This is a genomic window from Candidatus Dormiibacterota bacterium (assembly GCA_035536395.1).
Taxonomy (GTDB): Bacteria; Patescibacteriota; Saccharimonadia; order UBA4664; family DATLOE01; genus DATLOE01.
The window spans coordinates 35,189-56,757 of record DATLOE010000017.1 but is presented as its reverse complement, the minus strand read 5'-3'; the positions used below and the strand labels follow the sequence as shown (position 1 = coordinate 56,757).

The window sequence follows — 21,569 nt, the reverse complement described above, 5'->3', positions numbered from 1 at the left end:
CCATTTTCTGAACTTCCGGGGTAAGGTTTAAGAGCCTCATGGTATTAGAAACAGTCGGCAGTGCCTGGCCGACTTTTGCCGCAATTTCACTAGGGGTCATATTGAACTCATCTACCAGCTTGCGATAAGCAGCAGCCGTCTCTATGGCGTTTAAATCAGCCCTCTGTAGGTTTTCAATTAAAGCCAGTTCCAATTTTTGCTGTTCATCAAAGCTGCGCACAATGGCCGGTACTTCGGCTAGACCAATTAATTTGGCTGCCCTCAAGCGCCGTTCACCGGCAATCAGTTCGTATCCATGGTCTGTCTTTGTAACCACCAGAGGCTGCAATATACCATGATGCCTGATGGAGTCTGCCAGGCCCTGCAAATCACTGGGCTTAAAATCCTGCCGGGGCTGGTGTGGATTGGGCACTACGTCCGTCACCGGAATTTGGGTAATCCTCTCGCTATCAGAACTGCCTGTGATATCGGTCGGTATTATGGCTTCAAAGCCTCTGCCTAAACCACGCTTTCTCATACAGCCGCCTTCTTATGCGCCGCTCGGGCGGTTACCTCTTTGGCCAGATTCTTATAACTGCGGGCGCCCTTACTCCACTTATCGAAATGGCCGATAGGGCGGCCGTAACTAGGTGCCTCAGCTAGCCTAACATTACGGGGAATAACGGTATCGAACACTGTACCGGGGAAATGGCGTTTAACCTCTTTATGCACCTGAGAGGAGAGTGCGGTGCGATTGTTCATAGTTAAAAGCACACCCAGAATATCCAGACTCGGGTTTAGTGCCTGGCGCACTCTCTGTACTGTTGCCAGCAGCTGGCTTAAGCCCTCGAGGGCGTAATATTCAGACTGCACCGGTATAATCAGCCAGTTAGCGGCTGTAAGGCCGTTAACGGTCAGAAGGCCGAGCGAAGGCGGGCAGTCGATAATAATATAGTCATAAGCCAGATCTGCCAAGCGCTCTTTGAGCCTATGCTCTCTCTGCGGCGAAGACACCAGCTCTATCTCGGCTGCGGCCAGTACCGAAGAAGCCGGCACCACTACCACCTTATGATATGCGGTTGTCAGCGCCACCTCATGCGGATGCAGCTGGTCGAGCAGCACATTATACATATCCCCTTCCAGCGCGTTTTTATCAATTCCAAAACCGCTAGTTGTGTTGCCTTGAGGGTCAAGATCGACCACCATTACCTTATTGCCCGCCTGAGCCAAAAAAGATGCCAAATTAATGGCAGTGGTGGTCTTTCCGACCCCCCCTTTCTGATTGGCAATTGCAATGACTTCGGCCACGGATACCTCTAATAATCGTATTTATCTTAGCATCAATCCGGTTACGCTCAAAGTCGGGCGGTACCTAAACCAGCTAATACGGTACCGGCTCGGCAATAGCCACTATTCTTTCGGTTTCCTGCTTATCACTGCAGGTGTAAATCGTAATGCGCTGCTTCAAAGACTGGTCTAATATACTCACTTCCCCGGCGCCAATTGTCTTTACTTCACTGACGGCATAAACATACCGCTTCCCCAGCCAGTCGATTACAATCGTATCTCCAGGCTCTAGCTTGCCCAGGTTATATAATGTCGAGGTATTAGGCGGAAGATACTTAAACCGGTGCCCCGCTAAGACAAAGTTGCCCCCTGGTGCCTCGCCTTTTTGATGCCAAACGCCTTCCTCCCGATCTAAAATACTAAGATCCGGCCCCTCCAGGATGGCAGATGAGACTTTGATTTTAGGAATAATGACTTTATTCACCGCCGTCACGGGTAGATTGTCGGGTTTAACCAGCTGAGCATTTGCGCTATCTTGCCGGTTCAGAGCCCGGCTGAGCTCATATTCAATGCCTGGCCAAAGCGGATAAATTATTAGAAACGCAGCCACTGCCATACCGGCTGCCGCCAAGCCCCTAGCCAGGCGCGTTTTATATCTAGGAGGTGGTGGCGCAAATACGGCCGACTTCCGCACTGGTCTGGGTGCTGGTGGCGGTTTGGGCTTATCTTCCTCTGCCAGATAGTAAGCCGTGGGCAGATTAGCCTGCGAATTAAGCGGACTTTTTTTACAAATCCCGCGCTCAGTGTCTAGTAGATAGACGTAGGAATCATCCGCCCATTTTTCGGTCGGATTAAACTTTAGAGGCTGAGCAACTTTGTCAGTTAAGCGATATTTAGCGCGAACCATAGTGCGGTTTTCGTCTAATTAGTACTGCTAAGGATATAGCAAATACCGTTAGACTGAAAGCGCTGATTAGGGTTGTTTCGTCACCTGTAGCGGCTAGAGATGTATCTGTAGTAGCTGGCGTAGCGGCTGGTGTAGTGGCTGCGGGAGTTTCGGCGGCGGCAGGAGTATCAGTAGCGGCCGGGGCTGGGGTGGTAGCAGCGGCGGTTTTAACTTCCATGGTAAAGGCCAGCGGCGCACTAGCGTTATCTGCCGCGTCACTAGCTACGATAGAAACTTTATACTGACCCTCAGCCAAATCGCTAGTTGGAGTAGTCGACCAGTTGCCGCTAGAATCGGCCACGGCGGACAGTTCGGGTCCATTCTGGATCGAAACCTTCACCCTGGAGCTCGGGTCGGCCTTTCCGACAAAGGTTGGCTTGCGGGTAGCAACTGTGACCGTATTGGAAGTATCACTCACACTGCTGCCTCCAAGAGACTGCAGAGAGGCAGCAGCCGGGGCTACTGTATCTACCATAAAGGCGACTGCCTTGGGGTCATTGCCAAACACTACCCACTGGCTAACCTGCTCGCCTTTGACCGTTCTTACCTGCCAGTGGTAAAAGCCGTCTTCTAGGTTCTCAACCGGGATATTAACAGTTATATCGCTGCCGGTAGCCTGAACCTCTTCCCCGACCGTAGTCGGTTCGCCTGTAAAATCAGTTCCTGATTTTCTTAACTCAAGCTGGGGAGTTAAGGTGCCCATATTGGCAGTGGTGGGAATAGTAAAGCTTAGGGTAAGTTTTTTCTGCTTGGTGGCCGCTCCGGCCTCAATGGCGCGGCTTGTATCTGCCTCGCTCTGCTTTAAGCCGGTCGGGTCTACCGGTTGAATTTCAGTCGGCACAACCGGCGCAGGCTGGTTCTGCAAATTCAGATAATACCAGACACCAGCGCCAATGGCCGCCAAAATAATAGCCGCCAGCAACACTAAAATACGGCCGCGACGAGGCGAAGCAGGCTTAGGGGTGACAGGTGGCGGAGGTGCCGGCTTAGGCTCGGGCTGAGCCTGGGCGGGTGCCTGATCGGGCTGTGCAGACATGGCAGTTACTGGAGCAGCTGCAGGTATGGGCGTACTGCCGCCAGCGCTTCCAAACACTGGAGCTGGCTGAGCTTTGGCCTGCTCTAGGTACGAGGCGGCGGGCAAGGGCTTCGCATTAGCTGAAGGTATGGGCGCGGCACCAGAAGTAAAGCTCGCAGGAACACCGCCGGCCGGCTCTGGAATATTAGACTGTATATTTGTACCTCCACCACGCAACAGATCCATCTTAGGATTGTTGGTCGGATTAACACCAGGTTGATCCACACTCACCCTTCTATATAAGTTGAATTCAGTATAGCGATAAACACAAGAGCTATGCAATAGCCTAAAGCAAAAAACCCGGCCTTAGCCGGGAAATTAGTTAACTTTTAGTAATACCAGTGATTTTTATCTTAGTGTATTTCTGACGGTGGCCGGTCAGCTTTTTAACCCGTTTTTTAGCTTTGAATTTAAGTATTTTGAGTTTTTCACCTTTGGTGTTCTCCACCACTTCGGCGCGAACCTTGGCTCCTTTTACCGCCGGAGCACCGACGGCAATACTTGCGCCATCGATCAGTAGTAGAGCTTCAAACTCTAGCTTTTTCTCGCCTTCTGGCAATAACTCAACCTCCAGAGTCTGGTCTGGTGCGACTAAATACTGTTTTCCGCCGGTTTGAATAACTGCTTGCATAATCTTGGTTAAATAACCTGAAAAGTGTAGCAATTATGCCTGTATCTGTAAACCCCTTGCATGAACTAGATGCCGAATTGGATCTTGCGGCGTCTAATCGCAACAGACTCCATCAGCCCGATAGCCGCCAGCGTTACGATCAAACTGGTGCCGCCATAAGAAACAAACGGCAGAGGAATACCTGTAACTGGCAGCAGGCCGACGTTCATACCAATATTAATAAAGATGTGGAATACCAGCATAGCAACCAAACCAACTGCCAAAAGCATGCCGAATCTGTCCTGCGAACGAGACGCTATTACTAAAGCCCTAAATAATAGAGCCAAAAACAGCAATAAAACCAACACTCCACCTACGAATCCCAGCTTTTCGCTCAATACGGCGAATATGAAGTCGGTGTGTTGCGAGGGCAGAAAGTTCAGCTGAGATTGACTGCCGGCATCCAAACCGCGCCCGAACAGCTGACCGCTACCGACCGCAATCGTGGATTGCACCACGTTGTAGCCCGTATGCAGTGGATCGGCAGTGGGGTTTAAAAACACCTCTAGTCTTGCGCGTTGGTACGGCTTAAGCAGCGGTATAAGAACAGGCATCATAGCCACCGCTAAGGCGGCTAACCCACCTAAATGCAGCAATCTTACCCTTGCCACAATTGCCATCACCAGCCAAATAAACCCAAACACTAGGGCTGTACCAAGGTCGGGCTGGACCAGTACCAGTATGGCTGGGACGGCTACATATGCCAGAGAAATCAGCACATATCGCACGTTATGCATACGGTCGTAGTGGCGGCTGAAGAACTTGGCCAGCACTATCACTAAAATCAGCTTGGCAACCTCAGATGGCTGGAACTGAAAAAATCCTAAGTCTATCCAGCGAGTAGCCCCAAGGGCTTCCCTGCCCACCAGTAAAACGGCTACTAGGCTAAGTATCATAAACCCATATAAAAAGGCTGTGAGCTTCGTCCAGCTACGGTAATCGAACCGAGCCACGACCAGTAGCACCCCAAGGCCTACAAGAGCAAATATGACTTGGTGCGAGGCATCGACTGGTGAGGCCAGGCTAAGAGCCTTGAAGGAGGTCGAGTAAATCACGATTAAACCGACGGCTGTCAAAAGTAGTGCTAGGCCGAACAGTATCCAATCGAAGTTTTTCCAGAAACGTGATCTCAGCATTGTTCAGCTATTATATGTCAGCTTGCGGCTTTTTGGAGGCTGATTGTAATTTCATCTCCGCCCAGCCGAACGTTTACGCTATCGCCAAAAGCCTCATACAGCACTTCCTCGGCCAAGGTTTCAGCTGCAATCAAATAGGAATGGGTATGAATAGCATTCGTAATTTCCTGGCTGTCAGACTTGAGACCGAGTTTAATACGATCGTCTACCGCCAGCCCCGCCTGCTTGCGGGCGTTCTGGATTTGCCTAATGATATCGCGGGCGGCGCCCTCCTGTTTCAGTTCCTGTGTCAGTTTGGTATCGATCTTGGCACTGACCGTCTTGGCTGTTTGCTGGGTAATTTTTTTCACGTTCAGCTCATCGGCCGCGATTTCAGTGAACCCGGCTGATAGCTTGGCTGGAGTTTTAATTACAGCCTGGCTCAAAGGCTGGCGAACTTTAACACCCGCCTCCGCTCTTTGGGCTAAGCCGATAACTACGGCCTCTCTAAGGCCCGCCATTTGAGCAATAACTTCCTTATCTGCCTTATCGTTCCTGCCTGCCTCTGGCCAGTCGGTTAAGTGTACAGATTTAGGCAAGTCCGTACCGGCTGTAAGCTCGCGGTACATCTTATCGGCAATAAATGGGCTCCAAGGCGCCAGTAGCTGACAGATACGTGTAAGAGCGTAATGCAAAGTCTCGTAAGCCGCCTTTTTATCTCCATCGTCCTCGCTCTTCCAAAACCGGCGGCGGCTGCGGCGCACATACCAATTAGAGAGATCATCGATTAGCGCCTGCAGCGGGCGTACCGCCCGGGCAATCTGATACCCATCGGCCTGCTTAGTGGTCTCGGCTATGGTTTGGTTTAGGCGAGCCACTAGCCACTTGTCTAGCACATTGGCGCTCTTAGGCTCGGCCAGCTTCTTGGGCGGTTTCCAGCCATCAATCTCGGCATAAGTAGAAAAGAAGCTGTAGACATTCCACAAACGCAGGAACACATTACGCTGCACGTCCTCTAAGAGCTCTTTAGAAAAGCGCACATCCTCACCGTTCACAGCTGGGCTGCTAATCATAAAAAACCGCAGCACATCGGCACCGGTAGTGGTAAACACTTCCTCAAGCGGCGGGTAGTTTTTTAAACGCTTACTCAGCTTCTGGCCATCGGCTGCTAGAATTAAGCCATTCACAATCACGTTCTTAAAAGCCGGTTTATCATACAGAGCCGCAGCCAGTACATGCAGCGTGTAAAACCAGCCCCGGGTCTGGTCTAGGCCCTCTGCAATGAAATCGGCCGGGTAAGACTCCTTAAAAAGTTTTTCGTTCTCAAACGGATAATGGTGCTGGGCGTATGGCATACTGCCTGACTCGAACCAACAATCGAGTACTTCTTCTATGCGCGTAGCCTCCTGCTTACACTCACCGCAATGAATCTTAACCTTATCAATAGCCGGGCGGTGCAGATCGCCCACTAGCTTAGAATCAACGGCTTTTTCCTTTAATTCCGCAATACTGCCAACGACCGTCACATGCCCGTCTGCGCATTTCCAGATTGGCAGAGGATTACCCCAGAATCGGTTACGCGAAATACTCCAATCCCGCGCGTCGGCCAGCCAATTGCCGAACCGGCCACCCCCTATATGCTCCGGTACCCATTTAATCTCTTTATTATTGCGAACCAACTGCTTAGTAATCTCGGTGACCTTCACCACCCAAGTCGAGATAGCAAAGTAGATTAAGGGGCTTTGGCAGCGCCAGCAAAACGGGTAGGTGTGGTTAAATGTCTCGGCTGCGAACAAGCTGCCTTTTTTGGTTAAATCGGCAATAATTTCATCATCAGCGTCCTTAAACCACGTCCCAGCAAACTGGCCCATATTTTTCGCCATCAGCCCGTCGGCGTCCACGCTTTCTATTAAAGGCAGGCCTTCCTTCATTCCCAGCTCAAGGTCGGTTTCGCCGTATCTAGGCGCCACATGCAGAATACCGCTGCCGTCATCTAGGCTGACGGAATCATCTTGGTATACGCGGTGAGCCCTCCCCTCTTCTTCTGCCGTAATCTCTGCAAAGTCATACAGTGATTTGTAGCGTTGGCCTACAAGCTTTGCACCCTTCCTGGTTTCTACTACTTTGTATTCCGACTTGCGCAGATCCAGCACCTCTAGCCGTTTTTTAGCCAGTATCAGCCTGGATTTGTCATGAGTCTCCACCGTCACATAATCGGCCCCTGCATCCACTGCTAGGGCCGCATTGGCCGGCAAAGTCCACGGGGTGGTCGTCCAGGCCAGTAGATATGTATTTGGCACGTCAGCTAGCTCAAACTTCACATATACACTCGGGTCGGGCACATTGTCTTTATAATTCTGGTTCACTTCAAAATTCGAGAGCGGTGTGGCGCAGCGGGGGCAATAAGGCATACTGCGGAAAGTTTCCTCCAGTAGCTGCTTTTTATTTAGCTCATTGATTACCCACCAGACGCTTTCCATATAATCGTCGTCTAGGGTTGAGTAGGCGTCGCTGCTATCGGCCCAGCGGCCCAGGCGCACAAAGAACTGTTCCCACTCCTGGCGGTATTTGAATACTGAACCTCGGCAGGCCTCAATGAATTTATCTACCCCATACTTATGAATCTCCCGTTTGCTCTTAAGGCCCAGCTCGCGCTCAATTTCATACTCTACCGGCAGGCCGTGAGTGTCCCAGCCGTTACGGCGCGGCACCAAGTACCCGCGCATCGTTTTATAGCGGGTAATAGAATCCTTAATAGTTACCGGCACCACATGGCCATAGTGCGGCAGACCGTTCGCAAACGGTGGGCCGTCATAGAAGCTAAACAGGGGTGCGCTGCTTCGTTGTTTTAGACTAGCGGCAAAAGTTTTTTCCTTATCCCAGACCTCTATCATCTCGGCTTCGAATTTAGGGAAATCAGCTGGTTGGGCCTTTTTCATTAATACTCCTTAATAAGAAACCTTATCCTGTAAATAAGCCGTTTACAAGACTAGCTATAAGCTGCAATAGCAAAAAAGCTACTATGGGCGAGAAATCTATCATATAAGTCTGGGGTAAAAGCTTACGGATCGGCGCCAGTACCGGTTCGGTAACATCAAATATAAACTGGCCTATCCCTGAGGTAGGCTGGGGCTGGATCCAGCTCATAAGTACACGTGCCAGCAGCAGAATGTTGAACACGGTCACAAACAGGTTTATGAAGTTGATTAGTACGGCTTCTAGCATTTAAATGTGTGCTAGGTAGCTAACTTCTTCTACTGTCGGCAGCGTACCCTGCCATTTCTGCACCAAACCACCGCCCTCACGAATCAAAAGTACCGCTGGGCGATCCATAGCATCGTACAACTCTGTCAGCCTGATCCCATCTTTGCTGTCAGCTTCAATTAATTCGGTTTCAACCTGGAATTTTCCTAGTTTTTCCTGAAATCTTTCGATATCAGAATAGGCTGGAGCTCCTTTGGTAAATAGTATCTTGGCAACCATTGCCATTAATTATAACAAAAAGAAAAAGGGCCGGGCCCGACACCCCATTTAAGGGATGCCGAAACCCGGCCCGCACTAGCCGCTAATAGTTGCTCAGCAGCCAGTGTTGTTGTGCCTAGAGGCACTTGTTGTATTCACCGCATCCGCCAAGGCGGATTTCGCAGTGAAGGCAGCCGTCCGCGAAGACGACTGTACCGCGGTGGCACTTGGGGCAGATCTCCGTCCCAAGCACCTTGCCATTCCCGCCTTCAGCAGGCGGGTCAGCAGCGGCATCCTCTAGCTCCGAGACGTCGGCATCGACATCGATGTACTTGCGCTCAAGCAGCTTAGAGAGACCGTCTGGTGCCGAAAGCACCTTTCTCTCCCCCAAGCCATACTGGGTGAACCCACCCAGACCCTTGAGCTGGTCGACGATGTCCTCAACTGCAACACCGCTGCGGAACAGCAGTGAGATCATCCGGCCCAGCGCTTCGGTATCAGCCGCCTTGTCGTTGCCGGCCTTACCGAAAGTGATGCGGGTGTCAAACGGGCGCCCGGGATGATCCGGATGCTCGGTAATAGTCACCTGCATCTTGCCAAAGGGCGTCATGACCGGGAAAACCCGGGCAGGCAGCCCCTCTTTTTCGGCTTGGCGCGGAATTGCCATTGGCCGAATGATAGGCCAGTGCTCTTCATCGACCACCTCTACCTCACCAGTCTTACTGGCCGATTTGGTAGAAAGCACCTCCAGCTGCCGGCTACCCTGCCGGTAGATGGTGATGCCCTTGCAGCCGAGCTCGTAAGCCAGCTTGTAGGCCGTCGAAACGTCCTCAGGCGTGGCCTCGTTCGGCATATTGATGGTCTTGGAGATCGAGTTATCGACGAACGCCTGCAGACTGGCCTGCATACGAACGTGGGCCTCGGCAGAAATGTCAGCAGCAACCACGAAGGCCTGCTTGACTGCCTCTGGAACCAACTCGATCTCTTGGCATGAGCCGTTCGGAGCTTCAGCCAGCTCTGCCAGAATCTGCTCGCGATCCTCATCTGAGACGCCATGGCGCCGCAGAGACTCCTCGAACAGACTGGACAGATATGGGAGCTCGATATTCTCCGCCTCTTGCATCATCGTACGGATGAAACGCAAGGCAAAGAACGGCTCGCACCCACTACCTTCACAGCCGGCTACATTGGAAATGGTGCCGGTCGGAGCGAAGGTGAACTGGCAGCAGTTACGGATTCCATGCTGGATGATACCCTGGGTTACCAGGTCCCAATCCAGCTCGGGCCGGCCGAAGTCGCGCTCAAACTGAACGAGCGGCTGCGGAGGCTGCCAGAGCTTATGGGTAAACGGCTCGCCCTGCTCCGTAATGCCGGCATACTCAGCACCCGGACCAAATTCCTTCAGCAAGTCAGGATCGTAGATTGAATCTTTGATCCAGTGGAATGGCCCGCGCTCCTCTGCACGCTCGATCGAAGTAAGCATGCAGTGGTAGCGGGCAAACTCCGTGACCTGCGCGGAGAACTCGCGTCCTTCCGGTGTGTTGTATCCCAAACCCACCTTGGCCAGAGCGTCAGCCAATCCCATCAGGCCCAAGCCGATTCGCCGCCCGCCTTCGGCCGCAGCCTCCAACTCAGGCACTTCCGGCACGTAGGCGTTGGCATCCACGACGTCATCCAGGAACTCGGTGGAAAGCACGACCGCCTCACGAAAACGCTCCCAATCGAACGTTCCGTCCCAATTGGCAAAATTGCCGATATGGATCGAACCGAGGCAGCAATTCTCGTACTCACCCAGCCACTGCTCCCCACAGGGGTTAGTGGCCTTCAACCGATAGCGCCTGGGGTTAGGGTTGTCCCGGTTGGCCCTGTCTATGAACAGGTTACCGGGGTCGCCCATAATCCAGGCCTTCTGGATGATCTCCTCGTAAAGTTCTCTGGCCTTGACGGTCTCGTAGACCTTGCCATCGAACTCGAGGTTGAAATCGGCGTCCTCCTCCACGCTCTGCATGAAGTCGTCCGTGATAGCCACGGACAGGTTGAACTCCTTGATCTTCCCCTCTTCGGTCTTGGCATTCATGAATGGCCGGATCTCAGGATGGCTGACCAGCATGACGCCCATGTTTGCACCGCGCCGGGTTCCGCCCTGAGCCATCTCGATGAAAGCAGCGTTGTAGACCCGCAGGAAACTCATTGCTCCCGAGGCCTTACCCATGCTGCGATACACCAAAGCGCCCTCTGGGCGGATGTCGTAGAGCGGAAAACCGTTCCCGCCACCCGTCTGCTGAATCAGCACAGCCACCTTCAGTGTTTCGTAAATGCTGTCACGCCGGCGACCGAGGTCATCGGCGATCGGCAGAACGAAACAGGCAGCCAGCTGACCCAGATTGGTACCGGCACCGGTCCAGGTCGGTGAATTGCCCAGGTAATCCAGGCGTGTCACCAAGGTCTGGAACTGCTTAGCCTTTTCCAGCCAAGCCTCCATGCCTGCCATCATCACCCGCTCGAAAGAGTTGGTGATGAGCTTGTTCCCCACCAACCAGTTGTACTTGCGTACCGCTGTACGGAAAGGAAACTCGACATGCTTGGGGTCGACTCGGCGCGCCTTGCTGGGCGATTTGGTGCCGAGCTTACGCTCACCAGCATAGAGAGCCTCAACCGCAGAGACGTTAATGGCTTTACGCCAAATCGCCTCCTGAGGCAGCTCGCTGGGGTTGCCATCTTCGTCTTTCCGGCTGTACCGGTTGTCGAAGATGGTTCGCTGGTTGTCGTCGAAGTCAGGTTCGGGGCTGGTCACCGCATAATCATCCGGGACCAACTCCGTAAATTGAGCGTGAAGACGTGCCATGACATTCTTTACACTTTGAGCCATTTTATTTCTCCTTCCTGCCGCGTGGGCAGACTGATTTCACAGTTGCCCATAGCAGCTAACAGGAGTGTTTGCTGAGATAGGACAATTGGGCACCCAAAGTACCCTCACTCTGAGTGTCCCATTGCCCAATCTCAGCCCAACTTTTCAAAGTCCCCCTAGCGGTTAGACGCTAGCCTTGCTTCACCCCTGCAAGGCCAACAGCCAACCTATTAGACTATTCGTTTCTTCAGCCGCTCAAGCTCAGCTTCGAACGATGCCACATCAGTAAAAGAGCGGTACACACTGGCAAAACGTACATAAGCCACATCATCTAGAGCCATCAGCTTATTCATAACGATTCCGCCCACCTGCTCGCTCGGCACTTCGGCTTCGCCCAGGGCCCGTACCTCGCGCTCAATCTGATCGATCACCTCCTCTACCAGCGCTATGGCTATGGGGCGCTTCTCGCAAGCCCTGTACATCCCCCCAGCTACTTTATCGCGGTCGTAAGGTTCTCTTCGGCCGTCCTTTTTAATAACCGAAAGCCTCGGTTTGTCCAAACGCTCATAAGTTGTGAAGCGGAAACCGCATTTTAAGCATTGGCGGCGGCGGCGAATAGAAGCACCATCCTCTAAATCGCGTGATTCTATAACCTTAGAATCCATATAATCACAATCGTGGCACTTCACTACACCCTCCTTTAGCATCTACGCTATATATAGCGTAAGCACTATCCACTATAGCGCTAGGCTTACCTTTTGCGCAAGTACTTTTTTATTACTCCTGAAACAAGTTATTCTTCCCTGCAGTTTTCCCCAACTAAAAAAGAGCCCTAAACGGGCTCTTAGTTTTTTATTAATTAACTTTACGGCGAATAAAGGCCGGAATGTCTAGGTCGTCCTCTTCCTCTACCCCATCCGGGCGGGTTGAGCTTTCAGCCTGGCTGGCTTTTTCGATCATAGCCTTAGCGGTTCCTGCGCCCTTTGCCTCAGATCGGCCCTTGGCTTCGCCTATCGGTTCAATCGAACCTACCTCCGGTGCAATCGGTTCGTCTAATATGGAGCTGGCCTCCTCGTCTTCGGCTTGAGGCTTTTCATCAATAAACGGACGGTTAAAGCTGGCGGAAGAGAAAAAAGATGGCCGCTCGGGCTTGGCCTCATCCTCCCCTTCGGCACCGGCCAGCACTGGGCGACGGAGTGGACGGCGACTGCCGTCAAAGCCGGTAGCCACAACCGTAATCTTAATTTCGTCATCCATAGTCTCATCCAAAACGGCGCCAAAGATAATATTGGCACTCGGATCCACGGCATCTGTAATAGCCTTAGCGGCCTCATCTATTTCGTGCATAGTCATATTACGGCCGCCCGTGACATTAAACAGTACGCCCTTGGCTCCCTCGATCGAAACTTCCAGCAGCGGCGAATCAATTGCTTGGCGGGCAGCTTCAATCGCTCGATTGTCACCTTTAGCCTTACCAATACCCATCAGCGCTGAGCCTGCATCCTGGATAATTGCTTTCACATCGGCAAAGTCGAGGTTAATTAGACCATGCACAGTAATCAGATCGGAAATACCCTGAACACCCTGGCGTAAGACCTCGTCTACCACCCTAAAGGCCTCAAGTAGTGATGTCTTACGATCAATCATCTGTAGTAAGCGGTCGTTAGGAATAGTAATTAAGGTGTCGACTGTATCTTTGAGCTCCTCAATTCCGTTATCGGCGTTCATGCGGCGGCGTTCACCTTCAAAGGCAAATGGCTTGGTTGCAATGCCGACTACTAGCGCTCCGATTTCGCGGGCGGCTTGGGCTACCAGAGGAGCAGCACCCGTACCGGTACCGCCTCCGGCACCAAGAGTAATAAATACCATATCGGCACCCTTCAGCATGTCTTTAATCTCACCGACAGATTCTTCAGCTGCCTTGCGGCCTACCTCGGGGTCGGCTCCGGCACCGAGGCCTCTAGTAGTCTGGCGACCAATATGAACTTTGGTTGGAGCATGCGAATGATGCAAGGCCTGAGCGTCAGTATTAATAGCTATAAACTCAATGCCTTTAACGCCAGCCGCTATCATTCTCTCCACGGCAGCGCAGCCACCACCGCCTATCCCGCAGACTTTTATGCGGGCAAATGTCTCCACTTCAGGTAAAACTTCAGCCATATATTATTGCTCCTTACCACAACTTAAGTATCAAAATTGATATGCTCACAGTTTAATAAAAGCGTTTTGTAAATGCAAATTATTTATTCAATTTTTTATACTGTATATTATTGAATACTTTTTTTATTCAATAATGGTTTCTTGTATAGGTAAGCGGCCTAGAGTCCTCGGCCGCTGTTATAAAAACAATGATTTTGTTATGGCAACAGGTTGCGAAGTGTCTTTTTAATCTTATCTACAGTCTGTCCGAGGCGTACGTTAGTGCGATCGCCGCCAGCCGAGTAGTGCATATTCTCAAGCATTAGACCAACCGGGGCTGCAAAACTAGGGTCATGAATTTTATCACTGATACCGCTTATTTGCTCCGGGCGCCCAATACTAGCAGGTAGTTCCAGAATCTCTTTGGCCAAATCATCTATGCCCGGCATCTTGGCCCCTCCGCCAGTGATCACTACGCCACCAGGTAGCATTCCAGAACGGCTGATTTTCTTGAGGTCATCCTTTACCATGTGCATAATTTCTTCCAGTCTGGCTCCTGTGATACGGTCTAGTTCTCTACGCGACACAACTGCCTCATCGCCATCCAGCTCCTCAATCCTGATTTTCTCAGTTGAACTGCTTTTAGCATGACGAGCCTTAACATATCCCAGTTTAATCTTTTCTGCGATATCAATGCTGGTTCTAAGGCCAATCGCCAGATCGTTGGTAATGTGCCCGGCGCCAAGTGGAAGAATATTTGTGTACAGCACCTCCCCCTCCTCATACACAGCTATACCGGTGGTACCCCCGCCGATATCAATAATTGCCGCCCCAATTTCGCGCTGTTTTTTAGATAGTACTGCACTCGCAGCTGCTACCGGAATCAGTACTTGGCCTTCAATATCTATACCGGCCTGATATATACACCTGTGCAGGTTCTTTAATGCAGGGGTGCCCCCGGTAATAATGTGAACATCAGCCTCTAACCTAACTCCGTTAATGCCTATGGGATCCTTAATGTTTAGCTGGCTATCTACCGAGTAAGATCGCGGAAATACCTGCAGAATCTCTCTGTTTGGAGGCAGGTGTACGGCTGAAGCCGCCTCCTGTACCCTTTGTATATCATCTTCGTTGATCTCATGCCCAACTGCAATCACTCCAGTAGAGTTGAGGCTCTCTATATGCGACCCATCTATACCAATAGTAGCCCGATCGATTTCGATTCCCGAAATCCTCTCTGCCTCATCCACCGCAGCCGTAATAGAAGAAACAGTCTCCTCTACATCAATAACCACTCCCTTGCGCAAACCGGCTGTGGGAGCTTGGCCGATCCCTATAATACTAGGTAAAGCCGATCCCTCTTCGAGTAGACCAACGATACAGCAGACTTTTGTTGTACCTATATCCAGACCTATAAAAGTTTCTTCGATTGGACGGGCAGCCACAGGCAGTTCCTTTCTTAGGTATTATAGTGCTTATACTTAAGAGTAAGCAAGACGGGTGGGTATTATTGCGTTAAAATTCGGTGTCCGTCAGCCGTTACGGCTACAGTGTGCTCGAATTGAGCCGTTAAGCTGCCATCGGCCGACGTATATGTCCAGCCATCTGGCTGCAGCACTATCTCTTTACTACCGAGACTTGCCATTGGCTCGATTGCGAGCGTCATACCCTCTTCCAGAACCATGCCAGTACCGGCCCGGCCGAAATTTGGTATGGGTGGCTCTTCATGAACCTCACGCCCTACTCCATGACCGCTCAGATCATGAATTACACTCAGACCATACTTGGTCAGCTCCGCTTGAATTGCAGCAGAAATATCACCTATCCTGTTGCCGGGTTTTACCTGCTTAATGCCGGCCACCAGAGCGCTTTTAGTGCCCTTAAGCAGATTCTGAGCCTCTGGGCTGATTTTACCAACCGCGACCGTTATAGCCGAGTCGGTTATTAAGCCTTTATATGTCACGCCCAGATCCAAGGTGACTATATCGCCCGCGCTAACTACCTTGCTACCAGGTATACCATGGACTATCTCGTTATTAATAGAAATACAGATAGAGGCTGGAAAGCTCTGGTAACCCAAGAATGCCGGCTTGGCTTTGAGCTTAATGATTTTTTCATGTGCCAGATCATTCAACTCTCCAGTTGTAATACCTGGCCGCACTGCTACTGCTAGTGCGCCCAGCACCTCGGCCAATATTCGACCACCCTGCCGCATGGCTTCAATCTCTTGGCTTGTCTTTTTGTGGTTAAAAGTCATAGGTGTTTCTTAATCTCGGCTGTAACTGCTTCGGGAGTCAGGGTGCCATCGATCTTGGCCAAAATACCTGCCTCACGGTAACCCTCGACAACGCGTGAAGTTGTATGGATATATTCCAGCCACTTGTGTTTAATAATCTCCTTCTCATCATCTGTACGATGCCGCTCCTCCAGGCGGTCTAGAGACACCTCCTTGGGTACTTCGATCAAAAAAACCTTGCTTAGATTAAGGCCAGATTGCTTTAAAATCACATTAAGCCACTCCTGCTCGGTACGGCGCCGGGGGAAGCCATCCAAGACAATCCCTTTATCTTTCGGCGCCTGCCTAATAGCATCTTCAACTAAATGCTCAACATCACTTGACCTCACTAAATCGCCTGCCTCCATCCGGTGTTTAATGTCTGGGTCGGTTGATGCGCGCAGCAGATCGCCACTAGAGATCAATGTCATTTTTAAGTGTTCAGCAAGAAGGTGGGCTTGGAGAGATTTACCGGCACCTGTCGGACCCAAAACCGCTATGACCCTCCTCACAGCCACTCTGCAAGATATGGGTAGAAGACGACTACTCCAATACCGGCAGCGCCGATAGCCGCTACCAGCACGGCACTGGCGGCGATATCTTTAACTACCTTTACCTGGTGGTTCTGCTCGGGATGCAGTAGGTCTAGCACTTTCTCTAGGGCGGTATTAACGATCTCAGCCAGAAAGACTATCACGATGCAGAAAAACAAGGCCGCCAGCTCATAATTGGTTACCTGAAGCCAAGCAGCAGCAATTAAAACCGCGATACCAGCAAGCAAGTGAATACGGGCATTACGCTCCTGGCGAACTACATGTACAATCCCTTGAAACGCGCTACTTAAACTAGATATAAATCTCTTCATTTCCACTCAAACTCACGATATTTAAGACCGGCTGCCTTAACCGCCTCAGATTGCAGACGACTCATGGACTCACGGCCGGCAGTGTCATTGTGATCATAACCCAGAACATGCAGTGCGCCATGCACAGCCAGCAATGCTAATTCTGATGTGAGGTCTATGCCATACTCCTTTGCCTGGCGGCGGGCGGTTTCTACGCTTATAATCACATCGCCCAACTCTTCAGTTGCCCCAGCCGGTGAATTTTCAATATAGCTAAAGCTTAGCACATCGGTAGATGCCCCGCGACCGTTATACTGCTTGTTTAAAACTGTCATTGCGGCATCATCCACGAACTTCAGATTAATATTTCCCTGCGTGGGAATCTTCAGTAAATCTTGCAGTCTTAGAACAGCCGTTTTGATTTTTTTGCAATGTGCGCGGGCGGGTAAGGCGCCGAAGAAATTGATAACAAGACCCTGCATTAAGACAGTCGCTGCCGCACAATCCGAGCTACAGTAGCTCCGTCGGCACTGCCGGCAGCTTTTTGCATTACTGAGCTGATTGCCGCACCTATTTGGCTAGCGTCCTTAACACCGGCCTCGGCTATAGCCTCATCAACCAGTTTTGCTATCTCTTCCTCGCTCAGCTGGGCTGGCAGATAGGTGCGAATAATATCTAATTCTTCTTTTTCGGTTTGAGCCAGCTCGGTGCGGCCGGCTTGTTCGTATGAACTAATCGATTCCTGGCGCTGCTTGGCCTCGCGGGCCAGGACCTTTATGGCATCTTCCTCCGCTAGCTCACGGCCAAGCTTAATCTGCTCGTTTTTAAGACTGTTTTTGAGCAAACGAAGAGCCGCTGTGCGAGCGATATCCCCACCCTTCATTGCGGCTGTAATGTCATTTTCTATTTGGTTAACTAAGCTCATTATTTTCCGAGGTACAACTTGGCTTTAGCATCCTTACGAGCCCGCTTACGCAGTGCAATCTCGCGCTGATCGCGCTTGCTAATTGGCTTTTCGTAGTAACGTTTGCGCCGGGCTATGCCCAAAACACCCGATTGCTGCACTTTCTTATTAAAGCGGCGAATCAGGTTTTCTAGAGACTCTTTTTCGTCTTTTCGGGTTACTTGTAGCAAGTAATTTTCCTTATCAGATATATAACCTACAAATAATACAGGGTTTTACCTGCCGGCTCAACCCTAATCTGCTAGTAGGTGCACATGGAGGTGGTCTATTTCCTGCCCGCCCAATCGGCCAACGTTAATTTGTACCCTATATCTACCCTTTAAGCCGTTGCTGGAGGCAACCTCCCTGACAGCTCGAATTAAACCCGATGCAATATGATCATGCTCCAGGTCATCCAGGGTATCAATATGCTCTTTTGGTATCACCAGTAAGTGTGTTTTGGCTTTGGGGTGAAGGTCACGGAAGGCCGCGAACTGCTCATTCTCCCAGACAAGATTCTTAGAATCTTCGGCAATAGCACAAAAAAGGCACTCACGCATCTTAAACCCTCTTATGCAGCTCTTTAATTACTCCGCCCACCGGAATCATTTCCTGAGCACCCGACCTCATATCGCGCAAAATCACTGTTTCTTCCTTAACTTCCTTCTGGCCGATAATAATTGCGTATGGCACTCCGGTCTTGTTGGCCTTTTCTAGTTGCCCGCCAATACTGTCTTTATCAACTGTACCGACTGTTCCAATGCCACTATCTAGCAACTGCTCAATTAAAGTGAACGCCTGCAGTCTAGCCGGCTCACCAAGGCTGGCCACAAAGACCTTCAGCTTGGGGCGGGTAGGCAACTGTATGCCTTTTTCTTCCAATTCCAATATCAGCCTCTCTATCCCCAAGCCAAAGCCGGCAGCTGCAACCGGCTTGCCACCCAGGGCTTCAGCCAAGCCGTCGAACCGCCCGCCGCCGCCCAAACTGCTCTGTGAGCCCTCACGTTCACCGTAAAACTCAAATACAGTTCGGTTGTAGTAGTCTAGCCCCCTAACCAACCTAGGGTTCAGTTCGTAGGTAATACCCAGAGTGTCTAAGTATTCCAGTACACCCGAAAAATGGTCTTGGCAGGGCTTGCACAGATAGTTTAGGGTCTGCGGAGCTTCATCGATTATTTTCTGGCAGCTTTTTTCTTTGCAATCCAAAATGCGCAGAGGATTGGTTTTTAGGCGCCCACGGCAGGTCTCGCATAAATCTTTCTTGTGTTCGTTAAAGTAATCTACCAATGCACGGCGGTATTTGGGGCGGCAGGTATTATCGCCAATACTGTTTATCTGCAGACTAAAGTTAGTCAGGTTCAGTTTTTTGTAGTAACGCAAAGCCAGAGAAATAATCTGGGCGTCCACACTTGGGGAGCTCTCGCCTAGCACTTCTACACCAACTTGGGTGAATTGGCGCTGGCGGCCGGCCTGCGGGCGGTCATAGCGAAACATTGGCCCTGCTACCTGCAGCCTGACTGGCTGCGGGCGGCTGCTCATTCCATGCTGAAGGTAGGCCCGCACCACGCCGGCAGTCGGCTCCGGGCGAAGCGCTAGTTCATTACCAGAGCGATCTGGCAGTACATACATCTCTTTATCAACAATGTCTGTTCCCGACCCCACGCTGCGAATAAAGACATTCTTATCTTCAGCAATCGGAACCTCGATCGGCTCGTATCCGGCATCGGCTGCCAGTTGCCTGAACAGATCGATTAAATAATTAAACTTAACCGCCACTTCGGGCAGAATGTCGGGCATACCACGCACGTTTTGAAACTGTTGTTTTGCCACTTAATTTACTCCGCAAACTTCTTGTAGGCTAGCATAGCCTAAGGCTATCCCGCAAGCTTGCCTTGGTCACTGTACGGCCACTAACACCAACTGTAATTGTGAGCGCTCATTGTATTGGTTCTTCTCTATAAAGAAGGTTATATTGACCAATTGGCCAGAGCGCAAATGGGCATACTTTTCGGCTTGGTTAAAGGCCAGGGCCTCGTAAATTGAGCCGCTTTTGCCAGTAATCCTTAGCTTCAGGTGCTCTTTCTTCTGGCCAATGACGGTCACATCTATTATCTTTGCACCATCAATACCTAGTACCGGCTGGGGGTTGCCGTGGCCATAGGGCTCGAGAGCCTGCAGGGCGTCGTATAGCTGCCAGTTTACCTCTGATATGTCTTCTAGCTGCAGGTCTGCCTCGCGGTTAGCTGGAGGCGGCAGAGTAGACTCCACCTGCCGATAATGAGCGGCTAGCAGCTGGCGCAAATCATTAATGCGGGCTGCCGGCAAGGTAAAGCCGGCGGCAAAATGGTGGCCACCCAGTTTTTCAAATATATCCTGTGCCGACTGCAGGCCGTCAATTAAATTGTAGCCGTTTGCGCTGCGGCCCGAACCTTTTGCCAAATCCCCTAGCACTTGCAGTATAAGGGTCGGTTTCTGCCACTTTTCGGCAAGCTTAGAAGCTACAATCCCCACCACACCATGCGACCAAGAGGGGTCGGCCAGCACTAGTATTGGGTCTTCGGAAAACTCCTGAGCGGCGGCATCGGCTTCAGCCGTAATGCGCGATTGCTCTATTCGCCTTTTGTGGTTCAACTCTTCCAGGCTATAAGCCAGCTTTTGGGCAAGTACAGGATCTTTGGTCGCGATTAAATCTAAACTATGCGCGGCATGCTCCAGGCGACCGGCAGCATTCAGGCGCGGGCCGATTACAAACCCTAAATGATACGGCCGAACATCTGTCAGTACTAAGCCGGCCGACTGGGCCAGGGCAACCAGCCCTACCCTTTTAGTCTTGCTTAAGACTAGTAGCCCGAATTTGGCCATTATGCGGTTTTCGCCTGTCAGCGGCATTACATCGCAAACGGTGCCTAGCGCTACCAGGTCGAGCAGCCACTTTTCCTGCCCCTCTGCAGGCTGACCTGTGGCTTGCTGCAGAGCTCTGGCCACAGCGAATGCCACGCCGACCCCGGCTAATTCCTTGTATGGGTATTTGTCCGATGGCTGGCGAGGGTTAACGACGGCAACGGCCTCCGGCACCACCTCTGGTACCTCATGATGATCGGTAATTATTACGTCCAACCCCTTTTTGTTTGCCCATGCGACCTCATCGGCAGATGTAATGCCGCAATCAACCGTTACCACCAAACTGGCGCCGCGTTTTTTAATAGCACCCAAGGCCTCGGTATTCAGCCCGTAGCCCTCCTCGTAGCGGTCCGGGATATAGGCAAAGGCGTCTATATTATTTGCCTCAAGCACTTCTAGTATCAGAGCTGTAGCTGCCACACCGTCTATATCGTAATCTCCGTAGACGGCCACGGTTTCAGACCGCTTTTTGGCCACAAGCAACCTGTCTATAGCCTTCTTCATATCCTTCATAAGGTAAGGATCTGCCAAGTTGCCTTCGTACTTAGGGTTGAGAAAAGCAGATATTGCTTCGTCTGATTCATATCCTCGTTTGGCCAACAAAGCACGTACTACCGGCGGCAATGATGCCGATAGATTTCCTATCTTACCAACACCTACAGCTTCCATTGCTTTTAGTATAACAGGTTTACTCGTGTATAAGAGAAAGTTAAGCGGATTTGCGCTTAGAGGCCTGAGACTTCAAAACAATACTTTGCAGCTCCCTATAGAGCGGAAACCTCGGATTTGCAAAGTACACCCGGGAGTTGGATTCTTTGGCCGACTTCACGAACCCCACGTGTTCTAGGCCTTTCAGCTCTCGCTGAACATTACCCGGATCCTCTTTGATCATTTTTGCCAAGCCCCGTACGTGCACCCGATAATCGGGGTATTTTGTGTAGACGGTGATTATTTTACGTCTGGTCTTGGAGGTTATAAATACTTCGAGCATTGTAGTAATTATTGCAACCTTCTGGCAACTCAACCTGTTAATAGCTTGTTTTTATAGTACTAAATAAGCGCCTCTGGCGCAAATAGTTTTTATG

Annotated in this window: 22 protein-coding genes and 1 pseudogene; all 23 read right to left on the bottom strand. The window is 51.0% G+C overall.

Annotated features, from left to right (window positions below; translation table 11 throughout):
• Positions 1 to 517, bottom strand: a 517-nt coding sequence (locus VNA68_02735) for a ParB/RepB/Spo0J family partition protein (GenBank protein ID HVE81029.1), incomplete at its 3' end; no start/stop codon positions are given.
• Positions 514 to 1,287, bottom strand: a complete 774-nt coding sequence (locus VNA68_02730) for an AAA family ATPase (protein ID HVE81028.1) — start codon at positions 1,285 to 1,287, stop codon at positions 514 to 516. The genes VNA68_02735 and VNA68_02730, both read right to left, overlap by 4 nt.
• A gap of 73 nt (positions 1,288 to 1,360) precedes the next feature.
• Positions 1,361 to 2,173 carry a sortase gene (locus VNA68_02725; GenBank protein HVE81027.1) on the bottom strand — a complete coding sequence of 271 codons (813 nt, stop codon included), beginning with the start codon at positions 2,171 to 2,173 and terminating at the stop codon, positions 1,361 to 1,363.
• Positions 2,160 to 3,512 carry an Ig-like domain-containing protein gene (locus tag VNA68_02720; GenBank protein HVE81026.1) on the bottom strand — a complete coding sequence of 451 codons (1,353 nt, stop codon included), beginning with the start codon at positions 3,510 to 3,512 and terminating at the stop codon, positions 2,160 to 2,162. Before VNA68_02720 ends, VNA68_02725 begins: the two co-directional genes overlap by 14 nt.
• 97 nt (positions 3,513 to 3,609) lie before the next feature.
• Positions 3,610 to 3,918 carry a 50S ribosomal protein L21 gene (gene rplU, locus VNA68_02715; GenBank protein HVE81025.1) on the bottom strand — a complete coding sequence of 103 codons (309 nt, stop codon included), beginning with the start codon at positions 3,916 to 3,918 and terminating at the stop codon, positions 3,610 to 3,612.
• A 65-nt stretch (positions 3,919 to 3,983) separates the two neighbouring features.
• The gene (gene rodA, locus VNA68_02710) at positions 3,984 to 5,093 is read right to left on the bottom strand and encodes a rod shape-determining protein RodA (protein HVE81024.1); all 1,110 of its coding nucleotides are present in this window, start codon (positions 5,091 to 5,093) and stop codon (positions 3,984 to 3,986) included.
• 17 nt (positions 5,094 to 5,110) lie between these two features.
• On the bottom strand, positions 5,111 to 8,011 hold the full coding sequence (gene ileS / locus VNA68_02705) for an isoleucine--tRNA ligase (protein HVE81023.1): 2,901 nt from the start codon (positions 8,009 to 8,011) through the stop codon (positions 5,111 to 5,113).
• 22 nt (positions 8,012 to 8,033) lie between these two features.
• Complete coding sequence (locus VNA68_02700) at positions 8,034 to 8,297, bottom strand: YggT family protein (protein ID HVE81022.1); 264 nt, start codon at positions 8,295 to 8,297, stop codon at positions 8,034 to 8,036.
• Positions 8,298 to 8,555 (bottom strand): hypothetical protein, encoded by a 258-nt coding sequence (locus VNA68_02695; protein HVE81021.1) that lies wholly within the window; start codon positions 8,553 to 8,555, stop codon positions 8,298 to 8,300.
• 115 nt (positions 8,556 to 8,670) lie between these two features.
• A complete protein-coding gene (locus VNA68_02690) occupies positions 8,671 to 11,379 on the bottom strand; it encodes an adenosylcobalamin-dependent ribonucleoside-diphosphate reductase (GenBank protein ID HVE81020.1) in 2,709 nt (902 codons plus the stop codon).
• 233 nt (positions 11,380 to 11,612) lie between these two features.
• Complete coding sequence (gene nrdR / locus VNA68_02685; GenBank protein HVE81019.1) at positions 11,613 to 12,071, bottom strand: transcriptional regulator NrdR; 459 nt, start codon at positions 12,069 to 12,071, stop codon at positions 11,613 to 11,615.
• Between the two features lie 523 nt (positions 12,072 to 12,594).
• Positions 12,595 to 13,542: pseudogene (gene ftsZ / locus VNA68_02680) on the bottom strand (cell division protein FtsZ).
• 197 nt (positions 13,543 to 13,739) lie between these two features.
• A complete protein-coding gene (gene ftsA / locus VNA68_02675; GenBank protein ID HVE81018.1) occupies positions 13,740 to 14,966 on the bottom strand; it encodes a cell division protein FtsA in 1,227 nt (408 codons plus the stop codon).
• A gap of 62 nt (positions 14,967 to 15,028) precedes the next feature.
• Positions 15,029 to 15,778, bottom strand: a complete 750-nt coding sequence (gene map, locus VNA68_02670) for a type I methionyl aminopeptidase (protein HVE81017.1) — start codon at positions 15,776 to 15,778, stop codon at positions 15,029 to 15,031.
• A complete protein-coding gene (locus VNA68_02665; protein HVE81016.1) occupies positions 15,775 to 16,308 on the bottom strand; it encodes a nucleoside monophosphate kinase in 534 nt (177 codons plus the stop codon). Before VNA68_02665 ends, map begins: the two co-directional genes overlap by 4 nt.
• A complete protein-coding gene (locus VNA68_02660) occupies positions 16,305 to 16,661 on the bottom strand; it encodes a diacylglycerol kinase family protein (GenBank protein HVE81015.1) in 357 nt (118 codons plus the stop codon). Before VNA68_02660 ends, VNA68_02665 begins: the two co-directional genes overlap by 4 nt.
• Positions 16,658 to 17,122, bottom strand: a complete 465-nt coding sequence (ybeY, locus tag VNA68_02655) for an rRNA maturation RNase YbeY (GenBank protein HVE81014.1) — start codon at positions 17,120 to 17,122, stop codon at positions 16,658 to 16,660. The genes VNA68_02660 and ybeY overlap by 4 nt, the downstream gene beginning before the upstream one ends.
• On the bottom strand, positions 17,122 to 17,565 hold the full coding sequence (locus VNA68_02650; GenBank protein ID HVE81013.1) for a GatB/YqeY domain-containing protein: 444 nt from the start codon (positions 17,563 to 17,565) through the stop codon (positions 17,122 to 17,124). The genes ybeY and VNA68_02650 overlap by 1 nt, the downstream gene beginning before the upstream one ends.
• Complete coding sequence (rpsU, locus tag VNA68_02645) at positions 17,565 to 17,774, bottom strand: 30S ribosomal protein S21 (GenBank protein HVE81012.1); 210 nt, start codon at positions 17,772 to 17,774, stop codon at positions 17,565 to 17,567. The genes VNA68_02650 and rpsU overlap by 1 nt, the downstream gene beginning before the upstream one ends.
• 63 nt (positions 17,775 to 17,837) lie before the next feature.
• Positions 17,838 to 18,143, bottom strand: a complete 306-nt coding sequence (locus tag VNA68_02640) for an HIT domain-containing protein (protein HVE81011.1) — start codon at positions 18,141 to 18,143, stop codon at positions 17,838 to 17,840.
• Position 18,144: 1 nt separating this feature from the next.
• A complete protein-coding gene (gene hisS, locus VNA68_02635; GenBank protein ID HVE81010.1) occupies positions 18,145 to 19,413 on the bottom strand; it encodes a histidine--tRNA ligase in 1,269 nt (422 codons plus the stop codon).
• A 66-nt stretch (positions 19,414 to 19,479) separates the two neighbouring features.
• Positions 19,480 to 21,153: a single-stranded-DNA-specific exonuclease RecJ gene (gene recJ / locus VNA68_02630; protein ID HVE81009.1), complete on the bottom strand. Its 1,674-nt coding sequence runs from the start codon at positions 21,151 to 21,153 to the stop codon at positions 19,480 to 19,482.
• A 40-nt stretch (positions 21,154 to 21,193) separates the two neighbouring features.
• Positions 21,194 to 21,475 carry an ArsR family transcriptional regulator gene (locus VNA68_02625; protein HVE81008.1) on the bottom strand — a complete coding sequence of 94 codons (282 nt, stop codon included), beginning with the start codon at positions 21,473 to 21,475 and terminating at the stop codon, positions 21,194 to 21,196.
• Positions 21,476 to 21,569 lie beyond the last annotated feature (94 nt).